Origin of the sequence: Flavobacterium paronense, from assembly GCF_030409795.1 — a bacterium.
GTDB lineage: Bacteria > Bacteroidota > Bacteroidia > Flavobacteriales > Flavobacteriaceae > Flavobacterium > Flavobacterium paronense.
This window is the reverse complement of record NZ_JAUFQN010000006.1, coordinates 1-13,499: the sequence shown is the minus strand read 5'-3', so window position 1 is coordinate 13,499 and position 13,499 is coordinate 1. Positions and strand designations below refer to the sequence as shown.

Below are 13,499 nucleotides of genomic sequence, written 5' to 3'. Positions count from 1 at the left end.
GACTAACAGACGATTGTTGAAGGTTATATTTTCATGAATTGTTCCTTCAAAAGGAGTTTCGCCACTAATTATAGTTCACAATTTGTGAACGATATGATTCAAATCTATTTTCCTATAGGTATCATCATTTATAAATAGAGAACCTATATTTGGTTTTAATAAGCCTGACAATATTCGAAGAAGCGTTGTTTTTCCTGAACCGTTATTGCCTTCTAGATACACTTTTTCAGATTGCTCAATTTTCAAATTGATAGCATTTAAAACATAATCATTGCTGTCTGGAAATTTGAATTTGATATTATCTATTTCTAATGTGATGTTATTATAACAAATATTACTCTCTTCCGATACTGTTTCTTCCATTTCCAAATCGGTTATTTGTCCAATTTTTTCAACAGCTGTTAAGACATCATATAAAGTTTCTAAACCAACTATAATCTTTTCGACTGAATTAATTACTAATAAAATCACAATCTCAGCAGCTACAAATTGTCCAATATTCATTTTCTGATTTAAAACTAAATAGCCGCCAATAAATAATAGTCCGGCTGTTATTATAATTTTAAAAATTATGAGTTGTATGTATTGTCTTTTTATAATTCCAAAATGACTTTCTCTATAGTTTAAATATTGACCAACAAGTTTGTCATTTTTTGAAAGAGCAAATTCGAAATTGTTTTTTTTACGAAAACTAAAATTATTTTTTCCTATTTCCTGTAGCCAACTCACCACTCTGTACTTGTATTTTGATTCTTTTAAGCTTGTAGAAAGTCCAGCATTATAGGAAAATTTGAATATTCCATAAAGTAATAACAGTAATAAGATTCCGAAGAATATAAAGAATGGATGATAAAGGGACAGCAATATTATACCAAAAGTGATTTGCAGCAAGGCAGTTGAAAAATCAATTAATAATTTTGAAGCTCCTTTTTGAATAGTTATAGTGTCAAAAAAACGATTGGCTAACTCTGGTAAATGCTGATTATAGAGTGCTTCATGTTTTATTTTTGGCAATCGATAACCAAACTCAAAGGAAGAACGGACAAATATTTTTTGTTGCAAATTTTCCATAATTCTGAGTTGCATCAATGATAGTAATCCAACTAAAGCAACCCCAACTATGACAATCATTACTAATACAATCCATGAAACACTAACTCTTCCGGATTGGATTAAATTAATAATGGCTTGAATTCCTAATGGCAATGACAAACTAATCAGTCCCGAAAAAATGGCATAAAAAAATACTTGAGAAATATCTTTTCTGTCAAGTTTAAGTAAATTAATCAAACGTTGTAAAGGTGAATGTATCATGCTCTATTTAATGTGTTTTCAATTAAATGTAAATAAAAAATTTGTGGGTGAATTATCTTCATCACTGTTGGTAATGGTTTCAAATGAATTTTTAAAAAATGCTGATGTAGAGAACCTTCTACAATTGAGGAAGCTAAACTTTTTGAAAATGCATAATTTGGATTATAGGCTTCAATCATTTCAACTAAACGGTTAATTACTCTTTTATATATCAAGAAGAAGCCTTGTTTGTTTTCTTCATCAACTTCTTTATTATGAAGTGTTTTGCTAAATTCTGCTATAATAATCTTATTTAGAATCGCTTCATTAATATGCTCTGTTTTGCTGTCGTCCTCAACTTTTTCAGTGACTATAGAAATTGCTTTTTTAGTTTTTCTAAAGGATTTTCAATGTTATTAGTTTCAAAAACTAACCGATATTCCATCCAACCCCAATACCAAGAGGAAAGATAAACGAGCAACTTGTGCTTGCTTTCAAAGTAACGATAAATAGAACTTTCATTAGAGCCAATTCGTTCTCCAAGTTTTTTGAAAGTAAAATTTTCAAAACCAATTTCATCCATTAAAAGAATACTTTCCTTAATGATTTTTTTACCAAGCGTTGATGTCTCAGGGTCTTTGACGTATGTTTTGTTATTGATTTTTATCTTTAATGATAAAAGTAAATTATCCATAGCTTTTCTTAATCATTTGTTGAAGGATGAAAATCATGTTTCCCTCTTTGTTTTAAATCAAAATTGTAAAGTAATGCGATATTAAAAAAATCGCGACCTGTTTCATCATTAATCTTATAATCATATTGATAAATATAACCCGTTTGAAGTGCTAAATTTTCTGAGAACTCATATCCGCCACCCATGAAAACTCTGTTTCTCTCAAAAAAAAGGTTCTTTGTCAGTAAAGAAATTTCATTCCACGCTGTTAGATAAAATGTTTTTGATTCGATTTTTTTTCCTTGTAACGGAATCACTGCTGATAATCTATATCTAAATCTATTTCTGTAATCATTTGAAGTAAATCTTTGTTCTGCTCGGTATCGATGTTCAAAAACAATATAATCAAAAGGGTTTTTTAAATTCACTTGAAACCAAGTTCGAATTTCATTATTTTGTATTGGTGATTCAAAATTCCCTCCTTCGCTGTAGGTGTTATAATCTCCAATGCCTGTTGTAACGGAAAAATTTGGCTTTATTTTATAGGTCAATCCAAATTTTAATTCATAATAATGAAACTCATCATAAAATGATAAACTTCTAATTTGACCTTCTGTAAATAAACTCCATTTTGGACTTGCTTTCATTGTTATATTAAGAATATTCCAAGAGCCTAAACCATTTTTGTTTTGAGAAAAAACCAAAGTGTTAGTACAAATAATGACTAGTAGAATAAGTAATTGTTTTAACCTCATATTTCATTAAAATAGTAAATTTATTTGCAAATATAATAGTAATACTATTATTAATGAAATTTTAACTTTTATTTACAACTTTTTATTTTATCCAAAATGAGTTTTATCATGTTTTTCCTTAAATTAGAGTCTTATTTTTGGATAAATATTTTAGTTATGAGCAAATATGTTACAGCATCCGAAGCGGTCAAAGTCGTAAAATCTAATGATAGAGTTTACGTTCAGGCAGCCGCGGCAACCCCAACCATTTTAACCAAAGCCTTAGCCGAACGAGCATCAGAACTTCGCAATGTTGAGGTTTGTCATTTGCATACCGAAGGCGAAGCTGCCTATGCCAATCCTGATTTATCAGAAAGTTTTCATGTAAATTCTTTTTTTATTGGTGGTAATGTTCGCCATACTTTAGCTGCAGGAAATGGTTCTTATACGCCAGTTTTTCTTAGCGAGTTGCCTTACTTATTTCGTAAAAATGTGTTGCCCATTGATGTGGTTTTTATTCATGTATCTCCTCCTGATAAACATGGTTATTGTTCACTGGGAGTTTCTATAGAAGCTACTGTTGCCGCTATTGAAAATGCCAAAATTGTGATTGCACAAGTCAATCTACAAATGCCAAGAACTTTTGGAGACGGAATTATTCATGTGTCCGAAATTGATTATTTGGTTGAGGTTGATGTGCCAATTTTTGCTCATGATGTAATCCCTTTCACTAAAGAGGAAGAAAAAATAGGAGGATTTATCGCCTCTTTGATAGAAGACAGAAGTACACTGCAAATGGGAATTGGTTCTATTCCTGATGCAGCATTAAGCAAATTAAAAAACCATAAAGACTTAGGAATACATTCTGAAATGTTTTCTGACGGTGTGATCGATTTGATTGAAAGCGATGTTATCAATTGCAATTATAAAGGCACATTACGCGGAAGAGTTTTGGCTACTTTTTTAATGGGTTCAAAACGTCTTTATGATTATGTAAATGACAATCCATTTATTGAAATGAAAGAATCTTCAATGGTTAATGACACAGCTCGAATTCGAAAAACCCAAAGATGGTTGCTATTAATTCAGCTATTGAAGTGGATGTAACCGGGCAAGTTTGTGCCGATTCCATTGGAGCCAAAATGTACTCTGGTGTTGGCGGTCAAATGGATTTCATTCGCGGTGCCTCTTTAAGCGATGGCGGAAAAGCGATTATTGCCTTGCCTTCTATTACCAAAAGAGGAGAAAGTAGAATTGTTCCTTATTTAAAACAAGGCGCCGGAGTTGTATCAACACGGGCTCATGTGCAATACATTATTACCGAAAACGGCATAGCCAATTTATATGGTAAAACACTAAAACAACGGGTAACCGAAATGGTCAAAATTGCACATCCTACGCATCAGGAAAGTGTTGAAAGAGCGTATTTTGATATGTTGAGATAAAAAAAAGAAGCCCCGAGTTATCGGGGCTTTCTTTTTTAATAGGGTAGCCATCCTATTCATCGAGTGGTTACTGGTTTTCTCTTCTCAATTTTAACGGCAATCACTTTAGCAGGGCTACACTCTTTGTTATTTACATAATTCTTTTCGGTAAATTTAGTGGTAGTGTAAAAGAACAGTTTGGCACAAACCAGTAGCAGTTGTCCCTCAGGAAGTACAGGACTGGTCCAAACGGTTTCGGTTAGGGTTTCTTCCTTTTTTTCTATTGGGAGCCTAGTGAACGCTTCAGTGTATTTAGTGTTATCTTCAAAGTTGGTCCCTAGAACATAAAGTAGCAGCTCGGCTTTTTCGGTGCCTTTGGCGAAACGCATAGCTGTTTTTGGGTTAAAGGCAGGAACCGTTACGACCACTTGGTTTTGGTCGTTTAACAAAGCAGCTATTTCGGGAGCAAAGTACTTGGTAAAGGGGGAGTAGGTGTTAAACTCAAAACCCGTTAGCAAATCCATAGTGCTGTTTACCGGCGTACGCATGCCTTTTGGCAAGGCAGTATTTAACTGTATTGCCTTGTATACTTGTCCGGCCAGACGGCTGTACATATAGTGATCCGTGTGATTTGCCAAAAATGAGGTCAGCCTATACGCAGCATTTTGCCCAGCTACTGCATTTTCGAAACTCAGACCCACTAATTATAGTATCGGTTGTCTGTTTAATGTCCTTACGTTTCTGTTGTATAATTGTTTTTTTCTCACATCACGGAAAACTATGTTTCCAATAGCGCCACTAATCAATTTGTTTTTGTTTATTCTTGCCATGATTTCCTAATTTAGATTTATACATATCTATAATATTTCTGTACTAAATCTATAATAACTTTATAAAAAAAGCTATTTCTTATAGATTCGTTATAGACTTATTATAGACTCACTATAGAATTATCAAAAACGATGCCACAGCAAAATCTACTCGAAAGCAAAAGATTTTCCATAAAAAAAGCCTCTCATCTGAAAGGCTATATTGTATAGAAAATGAGCTGCTATAATAGCGAATGACTTGTCATTACTGCTGGTTTTTCAATTCCCATTAATTCTAAAATGGTAGGAGCAAGGTCGCCCAAAACGCCATCGTGTATGGTTTTAAGTTCTTTATCTACTAAAATTATCGGCACTGGGTTAGTGGTGTGTGCGGTATTCGGACTTCCATCCGGATTTATCATCGTTTCACAATTGCCATGGTCAGCTATGATAATCGTCGTATAATTATTTTCAAGGGCAGCTTCTACCACTTCTTTTACGCAGGCATCAACGGCTTCGCAAGCTTTAATTGCGGCAGCCATAACACCAGTGTGTCCCACCATATCGCCATTGGCAAAGTTGAGGCAAACAAAATCTACTTTACCTTCTTTAAGCTCTGGTACCAAGGCATCCTTTAATTCAAAAGCGCTCATTTCGGGTTGTAAATCGTAGGTTGCAACCTTTGGTGAGTTTCTTAATATTCGGGTTTCGCCATGAAAAGGCTGTTCTCTTCCGCCCGAGAAAAAGAAAGTAACGTGAGGATATTTCTCAGTTTCGGCAATACGAATTTGTGTTTTGTTATGTTTTTCTAATATTTCGCCAAGTGTTTCAGTGATGTTGTCTTTGTCATATATTACATGAACGTTTTGATAGGTATCATTATAATTAGTCATCGTAACATAATACAAATTCAATTTATGCATGTTGTGCTCGTGAAAATCTTTTTGCGAGAGTGCTTCGGTCAATTCACGTCCTCTATCAGTTCTAAAATTGAAGAAAATTACTACATCATCATTTTGTATAGTGGCAATTGGTTTGTCATCAATATCAACAGCGGTTAACGGAAGAATAAATTCATCGGTAACGGTATTGGCATAACTTTCGGCTATGCTTTCGACTAAATTTGAGCTGTGTTTTCCTATTCCATTTACCAATAAATCGTATGCAAGTTTGATGCGTTCCAACGTTTATCTCTATCCATAGCATAATAACGACCAACTACAGTAGCTAATTTCACGGTAGAGTTTTGAATATAGTTTTCTAAATCCTGAATATATTTTTCCCAGATTTTGGGTCTACATCGCGACCATCGGTGAATGCGTGAACAAATACTCTATCCAAACCAAAATCCTGTGAAGCATCAATTAAACTTCGAAGATGTGACGTGTGTGAATGCACACCACCATCAGAAACCAATCCTAAAAAGTGAACCGCTTTGTTATTACTTTTGGCATAATTAAAAGCATCAATCAAAGGCTGTTCTTGACTCATGGTTTTGTTTTTGACCGCCAGATTTATTTTTGCCAAATCCTGATAAACAATTCTTCCAGCACCAAGATTCATATGGCCAACCTCACTGTTTCCCATTTGACCTTCAGGCAGACCAACATTAAGTCCGTCAGTTCGTAATTGCGCGTTAGGATATTTTTGATATAAACTATTTATAAAAGGGACATTGGCATTGTCAATAGCAGAAACTTTTGGGTCAGGAGATTTTCCCCAACCGTCCAATATCATAAGAATTACTTTTTTGTTCATGGCAAATTATTTTAAACAAAGATAAAGCTAAAAGTTAAGTTTTAGAAATGTATTATTTCCTTTGGTTTTGTAAACGATTTGGAAAACTTAGAATTTTTCAACGAATTGTAATCTATAAAATAGCGAACGCTTATTGAAAGGGAATGACTCAAATTTTGATTGTCGATTGCATCTCTAAAATTGCTTTCAAATTGGTGACTGTATTCTCTACTAAATAAAGAAGATTTATTTCTATACAAAATAGAAATTTGACTTCCAGGCGCAAACCACCAGGAATAAGAAAAGTCTAAATTCCAAGTGTTTAAATTTGAGTTTTTGTTGTTATTATAAAGTAAATTATCGGTAAAAGTTCCGTCATCTTGTAGGGTCAAATAGTCATCATTAACAGCAAAAGACCAATAATGACGAACTGTTAAATTGAAATTCATATTACTATTTAGAGAATATTTCCCCTGCAAGGTGTTTGTATAGGTAATTCTGTTTCTTCTTGCAAAAATGGTATTGCCATCCTCATCAAAGTCAACCCAACCAATATTTTTGTTTTGCCTTGAAAATTTAAAACTATAAATCAAAGAGATATGATCATTAAAACGATATCTTGGACTTATTAAAACACCATAATTTATTCTGTCTTTTTCGTTTAAAAAAGTTATGGTTGGATTAAAATCTAATGCAAATTTTCTAAGGTAATTAGATGAAAAGTTAAATACACTCTCAATACTTTCGGGATAAATCACAAATTTTGAATCGTCAATAGAACGTGCTTCATAGAAATCATAAATTTTAAAGGGTCTAGATTTAAGCGCGAATCCAAAATAGTCATTTTTTATACTATAGGTAATTAGACTTATATCTATATTATTAGCTTGTGTTTTGCCAGAATTATTATCAATTTCAGAGGAAGCATTTAAACTCAATTTAAAAGTGTTGAACGTTTTGTTGGGTTTTAAAATTCGGTAACTTGCATTTCCATAAAAAGAATGATAATGTGTTAAAAATTAATACCTAAATCATTGTTGTCGTAGTCTTTTGAAACATAGGTTCCGCCAACACCAAACCGATACTTACCTTTGGTTTTATTGAATTCGAAATAAGATTTGAAACCATTGGTATTATCAACATCATTAATTTGACTGAATTGAAAATTTCCTTGCGCTTGAAATGAATTTGTTCTTGTGTTTAAATCCCAAACTAAAGCAGAAACATTGGCATCTCTAAATTGTCCGTTACGAGTTACGTTTGTATTTACTAATGAAACAGATGAGTTTTTGTTAAAGCGTTGGTCAAGTACAAAAACATTATAATTGGTAACGGGTGCTAAAGTTTCTAATCTAGTCTGATTTGTATCTGTATTTTTGACCACAACACTAGTTTGTTCTGTGACTGCGTTTAATACACCTATTCCAAGACCACTTTTATTTCTGCCTGATATTTTTAAGGCATTTATTAATTTTATAGTGCTTGGGAATTTATCAATTGTTTCGTTATTGGCTAATTCCATTGATGGGCTTTCTCCAATCCTTCGGGTATAAAGCAAATCACCTTTGTTAAACAAGTCTGTTCCTTCAGTAAAAAAAGGCCTGTTTTCAGCAAATTGTTGCTCAAAAGCACTGAGGTTTAATTCGACATTGTCAAATTTGGTTTGCCCAAAATCAGGAATTAAAATAGCATCGAGTGTGTAGGCATCATTAATACCATACTTAATGTCTAATCCTCCTTTTAATTCACCGTATGTTTTTTGATTTTTACTTGCGTTTAAATAGTATGAAGAAAAAGGAATCAAAAATAATCTTGTTGGTGTTTTTATGTTTCGATACCTTCTAGAATTCCCGCTTGATTACTTTCAGAACTTATATCGTTTTGTATTCTATTCCAAGTATATTGCTGATTATCGCGTCTAATTTCTCTGTAAAAATTCAATCCCCAAGTTTGTTTTTTGCAGTCGAAAATCGAAGTGCAGCATAAGGAATTCTCATTTCAACAACCCAACCAAAATTGGTAATCTGCGTTTTACTTTCCCAAATAGCATTCCATGAAACATCTTCACCATTAGCTTCGGTATAAAAAACATCTATTTGAACTCCAGCCGCACTAACAAAAAACCTAAATTCTTGCTGCCCATCATTATAACCATTGAGTTGCACACCAAAATGATCAGCCGTTGCAAAATTATCTCTTTCGGTTAGTTCTTTAGAAATTGCATTTGGTTCTTCATCATATAAAGTTGCGGCAACAAAAATGGCTTCATTTGTGTAAATGACTTTTACGTCGGTTTTTTTTTCTGGTGGAATTGGCACACCGTTATAAGGTGCTACCATCACAAAATCGGTTGCGGTTTGAGCAAACTTCCATGCAGCTTCATCAAATTTACCATCGATTGTAATTTTTTCATCGGTAAATTGAGTTTGAAGTGTTTTTTTTTGACCCAATATTTTGCCTGTAAAAAGCAAAATTATGCAAATGAAATAGCATGAATATTTGGGCATTTGAGGTCTAGTTAGTCTAACAAAAGTAAATAATTAATTCATAATTACAACTTTTGAAATTAATAAAATCATTCAACGACAATGGTTTATATTCTTAAGTTTAGCTTAATAAAGCTTAAAATATTTTTATTTTTCAATATTTAGTTTATGTTTGTAATACCAAATCTAATTTTAAACCTAATATTATCAATGAATTATAAATCATTTTCTTTGTTTTTTGTTGTTTTGTTCATGTCTTTTACCAATCTCCCTAGCAAAACAAATTCTATAAAAACTAGTATTAAAACAGAAACTACTGCGGTTTCAAAAAATGTATCTGTTTATAATCAATTAGATGCTAATTCTTTTGTGCTTCCAAGTTTTGATTGTTTCAATTTAGCATTGGATGGATTTCATTTGTTAAAAGAAAAAGGTCTTGTTCAAAAAAATGTCTTAACACTAGTCGATTTTAGCTTGTCTTCAAACATGAAGCGTCTTTGGGTTATTGATTTAGATAGAAATATGATATTGTTCAATACTTTAGTAGCGCATGGAAGAAATACGGGTGAAGAGTTTGCTGCCCAATTTTCTAATCAGGCAGAATCATTCAAAAGCAGTATTGGATTTTATGCCACAGGTGAAATTTATGATGGCAAACATGGTTTGTCGTTGAAATTAGACGGACTTGAAAAAGGATTAAATGATAAAGCAAGAGAAAGAGCTGTTGTAGTTCATGGTGCTGACTATGTTTCTGAATCGTTTATAAAACAAAATAAGAGATTAGGTAGAAGTCAGGGTTGTCCTGCTATCCCTGTTGAAATGAATGCAAAAATTATCAATGTGATAAAAAATAAATCTTGTTTATTTATTTATCATCCTTCTGCAACGCACGAAATAATTTCAAGATTAACTGCTTAAATTTTATGCTTAGCAAATGTTTCACAACATTTTCATTACAAATGACTTACAATAGTAAATTCTTTTGGTTTAAATAAGTCGGTATTTTTTTGAAAAAAACTTGCATCGAAAGAATGTTATTCTATATATTTGCATTCGCATTGCGGAAGTAGCTCAGTTCAAATCGCATTGTTCACATTTAGAATCTCTCACTTAACGGAGCACTTGAAAAAAAATCGTCACGATTACAACACTGAGCGTTCGTTAGTACTTTGGTAGGTAAAAGAAGAAGTCTTCTTGATTACTTGAAGAAAAAAGAGATAAACAGATATCGTGAGATTATCAAAGAATTGAATATTAGAAAATAATCAATATAAAGAGGTGCCACGCGCCTCTTTTTTTTAGGTTAAAAAGAAGAAAAGTTTCGGTTTTTCATTGGGTTACAAACAACAACTACTACAACACAACTAATCTGTCGACAGGCAGGAACCAATGTAAAATTAAAAAGGAAAAATTTATGATTCCACAATTATTTGTAGAAAAAATCGATTTAGGTGATGGCAGAAGCATCACAATCGAGACAGGTCGTTTAGCCAAACAAGCCGACGGATCTGTAGTAGTTAGAATTGGAAAAACTGTTATTTTAGGAACAGTAGTATCCTCAAGAAAAGCAAGTCCAGGTATCGATTTCTTACCTCTTACGGTAGATTATCGCGAGAAATTTGCAGCAGCAGGTCGTTTTCCTGGAGGTTTCTTTAAAAGAGAAGCGCGTCCAAGTGACAACGAAGTGCTTACCATGAGATTAGTTGACCGTGTATTGCGCCCACTTTCCCTAGTGATTACCACGCAGAAGTTCAGGTTATGATTCAGTTGATGTCTCATGACGAAGATGTAATGCCAGATGCATTAGCAGGATTAGCCGCTTCGGCAGCACTTGCTTTGTCTGACATTCCTTTTGAAACTTTAATTTCTGAAGCTAGAGTTGGAAGAATTGATGGAAAATTCATCATCAATCCATCTCGTGCACAATTAGAATTATCAGATATTGATATGATGATTGGAGCTTCAACAGATTCTATCGCGATGGTAGAAGGTGAAATGAAAGAGATTTCAGAAAAAGAAATGGTAGAGGCAATTAAATTGCACACGAACATATTAAAGTACAAATCGCAGCTCAGGAAAGATTGGCAGCAGCATTTGGAAAGAAAGAAGTTCGCGAATATGAACAAGAAAATCAGACGAGGCTATTTACGCTAAAGTAAAGGCAGCGGCTTATGATAAAATTTACGCTATTGCAAGCAAAGGTTCGGCTAAACAAGAACGTGGCGCTGCATTTGATGCTGTAAAAGAAGAAGTAAAAGCCTTATTTACAGAAGAAGAATTAGCTGAAAATGGAGATTTAGTTGGAAAATATTTCTACAAAGTCAACAAAGAAGCGTTCGTAACGTAACTTTAGATTTAGGAACTCGTTTAGACGGAAGAAAAACTACCGAAATCAGACCAATCTGGTGTGAAGTAGATTATTTACCATCAGTTCACGGTTCGGCATTATTTACACGTGGTGAAACTCAGGCATTGGCAACAGCAACTTAGGAACTTCCAGAGAAGCAAACCAAATTGATTCACCATCTGAACAAGGAGAAGAAAAATTCTATTTACACTATAATTTCCCGCCATTTTCAACAGGAGAAGCTCGTCCGTTAAGAGGAACTTCAAGAAGAGAGGTTGGTCACGGAAACTTGGCACAACGTGCATTGAAAAATATGATTCCTGCTGAAAATCCATATACCATCAGAATTGTTTCTGAAGTATTGGAATCAAACGGTTCATCTTCTATGGCGACTGTTTGTGCTGGTACATTAGCATTAATGGATGCTGGAGTTCAAATGATTCGTCCGGTTTCAGGAATCGCAATGGGATTGATTACTGATGGTGATCGTTTCGCAGTTTTATCAGATATCTTAGGTGATGAAGATCATTTAGGTGATATGGATTTCAAAGTAACCGGAACTTCTGAAGGAATTACAGCTTGTCAAATGGACATCAAAATTGACGGATTGAAATACGAAATTATGGAGCAGGCTTTGGCTCAGGCTCGTGATGGACGTTTACATATCTTAGGAAAATTGACTGAAACATTGGCGAAACCAAATGCTGACGTTAAAGTTCACGCTCCAAAAATCATCATGCGTACTATTCCTGGAAACTTTATTGGTGCCTTAATAGGACCTGGTGGAAAAGTGATTCAGGAATTACAAAAGCTACTGGTTGTACAATCGTAATTAATGAAGTTGATGAGCAAGGTGTTGTAGAAATTCTTGGAACTGATCCTGACGGAATTGCAGCTGTTTTAGCTAAAATTGACTCTATAATTTTCAAACCTCAAGTAGGTGAAGCTTATGAAGTAAAAGTAATAAAATGCTTGACTTTGGTGCAGTTGTAGAATATACAGAAGCTCCTGGGAACGAAGTATTACTTCACGTTTCTGAACTAGCTTGGGAAAGAACAGAAAATGTTTCTGACGTAGTAAACATGGGTGATGTGTTTATGGTGAAATACTTAGGTGTTGATCCAAAAACAAGAAAAGAAAAAGTGTCCAGAAAAGCGCTTTTACCAAGACCTCCAAGAGATGAAAATGCTCCAGCGAGAGAAGATCGTGGCCCACGTCCTGAAAGACGCGACGACAGAAAATAATATTTTTACTGATTATAAAAACCCCCGATTCATGATTTTGAATCGGGGGTTTTTTATTTTAACCTATAACGCAACCTTTTCAAGTTTTAAATACTATTAAGTAATAACCTCAAAAAATATTTTTATGAAAAATTATAATTTATCGTATTAGGAAGTCTATTTATGCTATTAATATCTTGTGATAGTGGCAATTCATCAAACGACAACACATCATTAGAACTTCAAAAAATAGTAACCTTCACTACATTTTGGGCAATCCAACTTATAATACAAAAAACATAAGACATTATGTGAATTTTGAAGTGGTATCAGATTCAACTTTTGATTATCAAGGTCAATTTCTAGAAAAGAATGTTATTAATACTAATGGTCTAACAAAAACTCTTCAGACATTCTCAAATCTAGGTGAGTTGACAGCACAACGCGAAGAAAACTACGATTCACAAGGTCGACTTATTGGAAGACACACTTTTTTGCCCACTTCTGCTTTATATTTCACTTATTTATATAATAGTGACGGAACAGTTAGTTCAAAATATTATAATGAACTTGATGGTCAAACCACAACTTTTAGAACATTCACTAAAGATTCAAACGGATTGTTATTTAAAGAAAACGGAGTGGTTACAATCCGACCACAAGCCTAACGGAAGACTATGAAGTCAATGCAGACATACAAAATCAAAAACTGATTTCGCTTACGCAGTCCGCCATTACTACTTCTTTTCAATATTATCCAAATCAAAACCAAG

General features: G+C 33.6%; 10 protein-coding genes and 6 pseudogenes. 5 read left to right on the top strand and 11 right to left on the bottom strand.

The window, feature by feature from the left end:
- Nucleotides 1–75 precede the first annotated feature (75 nt).
- The 4 genes from QWY90_RS00645 to QWY90_RS00635 all read right to left on the bottom strand — a co-directional run bounded on the left by QWY90_RS00645 (nt 76) and on the right by QWY90_RS00635 (nt 2,721).
- Complete coding sequence (locus tag QWY90_RS00645; RefSeq protein WP_290283909.1) at nt 76–1,314, bottom strand: ATP-binding cassette domain-containing protein; 1,239 nt, start codon at nt 1,312–1,314, stop codon at nt 76–78.
- The gene (locus QWY90_RS16345) at nt 1,311–1,529 is read right to left on the bottom strand and encodes a hypothetical protein (RefSeq protein WP_439108570.1); all 219 of its coding nucleotides are present in this window, start codon (nt 1,527–1,529) and stop codon (nt 1,311–1,313) included. The genes QWY90_RS00645 and QWY90_RS16345 overlap by 4 nt, the downstream gene beginning before the upstream one ends.
- 134 nt (nt 1,530–1,663) lie before the next feature.
- Nucleotides 1,664–1,987 carry a TetR/AcrR family transcriptional regulator gene (locus QWY90_RS16340; protein ID WP_439108569.1) on the bottom strand — a complete coding sequence of 108 codons (324 nt, stop codon included), beginning with the start codon at nt 1,985–1,987 and terminating at the stop codon, nt 1,664–1,666.
- A gap of 8 nt (nt 1,988–1,995) precedes the next feature.
- Complete coding sequence (locus QWY90_RS00635; RefSeq protein WP_290283908.1) at nt 1,996–2,721, bottom strand: DUF2490 domain-containing protein; 726 nt, start codon at nt 2,719–2,721, stop codon at nt 1,996–1,998.
- 156 nt (nt 2,722–2,877) lie between these two features.
- Between QWY90_RS00635 and QWY90_RS00630 the strand changes: the two are divergent.
- Nucleotides 2,878–4,145 (top strand): annotated as a pseudogene (locus QWY90_RS00630) (acetyl-CoA hydrolase/transferase family protein).
- 56 nt (nt 4,146–4,201) lie between these two features.
- On the opposite strand, the gene QWY90_RS00625 reads toward QWY90_RS00630, so the two are convergent.
- The 7 genes and pseudogenes from QWY90_RS00625 to QWY90_RS15760 form a co-directional block, all read right to left on the bottom strand.
- Nucleotides 4,202–4,738 (bottom strand): hypothetical protein, encoded by a 537-nt coding sequence (locus QWY90_RS00625; protein WP_290283907.1) that lies wholly within the window; start codon nt 4,736–4,738, stop codon nt 4,202–4,204.
- A 90-nt stretch (nt 4,739–4,828) separates the two neighbouring features.
- Nucleotides 4,829–4,954 (bottom strand): hypothetical protein, encoded by a 126-nt coding sequence (locus tag QWY90_RS00620; protein ID WP_290283906.1) that lies wholly within the window; start codon nt 4,952–4,954, stop codon nt 4,829–4,831.
- 221 nt (nt 4,955–5,175) lie between these two features.
- Nucleotides 5,176–6,424, bottom strand: a pseudogene (gene gpmI, locus QWY90_RS00615) (2,3-bisphosphoglycerate-independent phosphoglycerate mutase).
- Nucleotides 6,425–6,496: 72 nt separating this feature from the next.
- Nucleotides 6,497–6,670, bottom strand: a pseudogene (locus tag QWY90_RS15845) (2,3-bisphosphoglycerate-independent phosphoglycerate mutase); the annotation flags it as partial.
- Nucleotides 6,671–6,732: 62 nt separating this feature from the next.
- Nucleotides 6,733–7,671: pseudogene (locus QWY90_RS15770) on the bottom strand (DUF5916 domain-containing protein); the annotation flags it as partial.
- Between the two features lie 11 nt (nt 7,672–7,682).
- Complete coding sequence (locus QWY90_RS15765) at nt 7,683–8,474, bottom strand: DUF5916 domain-containing protein (RefSeq protein ID WP_336622142.1); 792 nt, start codon at nt 8,472–8,474, stop codon at nt 7,683–7,685.
- 133 nt (nt 8,475–8,607) lie between these two features.
- Nucleotides 8,608–9,177, bottom strand: a complete 570-nt coding sequence (locus QWY90_RS15760) for a carbohydrate binding family 9 domain-containing protein (protein ID WP_336622141.1) — start codon at nt 9,175–9,177, stop codon at nt 8,608–8,610.
- Nucleotides 9,178–9,324: 147 nt separating this feature from the next.
- Here QWY90_RS15760 and QWY90_RS00605 point away from each other — a divergent pair, with 147 nt between their 5' ends.
- From QWY90_RS00605 to QWY90_RS00590, 4 genes and pseudogenes are all read left to right on the top strand, one after another.
- Nucleotides 9,325–10,074, top strand: coding sequence for a murein L,D-transpeptidase catalytic domain family protein (locus tag QWY90_RS00605; protein ID WP_439108568.1), 750 nt, complete (start codon nt 9,325–9,327; stop codon nt 10,072–10,074).
- 123 nt (nt 10,075–10,197) lie between these two features.
- Nucleotides 10,198–10,421: pseudogene (rpsO, locus tag QWY90_RS00600) on the top strand (30S ribosomal protein S15).
- Between the two features lie 149 nt (nt 10,422–10,570).
- Nucleotides 10,571–12,747, top strand: a pseudogene (locus QWY90_RS00595) (polyribonucleotide nucleotidyltransferase).
- Between the two features lie 290 nt (nt 12,748–13,037).
- Nucleotides 13,038–13,394, top strand: coding sequence for a hypothetical protein (locus QWY90_RS00590; protein WP_290283904.1), 357 nt, complete (start codon nt 13,038–13,040; stop codon nt 13,392–13,394).
- Nucleotides 13,395–13,499 lie beyond the last annotated feature (105 nt).

What these genes read in the sequence shown, in the direction of transcription:
- QWY90_RS00645 (WP_290283909.1), bottom strand. Translation starts at nt 1,314, where the DNA reads ATGATACATTCACCTTTACAACGTTTGATTAATTTACTTAAACTTGAC.
- QWY90_RS16340 (WP_439108569.1), bottom strand. Translation starts at nt 1,987, where the DNA reads ATGGATAATTTACTTTTATCATTAAAGATAAAAATCAATAACAAAACA.
- QWY90_RS00635 (WP_290283908.1), bottom strand. Translation starts at nt 2,721, where the DNA reads ATGAGGTTAAAACAATTACTTATTCTACTAGTCATTATTTGTACTAAC.
- QWY90_RS00625 (WP_290283907.1), bottom strand. Translation starts at nt 4,738, where the DNA reads ATGTACAGCCGTCTGGCCGGACAAGTATACAAGGCAATACAGTTAAAT.
- QWY90_RS00620 (WP_290283906.1), bottom strand. Translation starts at nt 4,954, where the DNA reads ATGGCAAGAATAAACAAAAACAAATTGATTAGTGGCGCTATTGGAAAC.
- QWY90_RS15760 (WP_336622141.1), bottom strand. Translation starts at nt 9,177, where the DNA reads ATGCCCAAATATTCATGCTATTTCATTTGCATAATTTTGCTTTTTACA.
- QWY90_RS00605 (WP_439108568.1), top strand. Translation starts at nt 9,325, where the DNA reads ATGTTTGTAATACCAAATCTAATTTTAAACCTAATATTATCAATGAAT.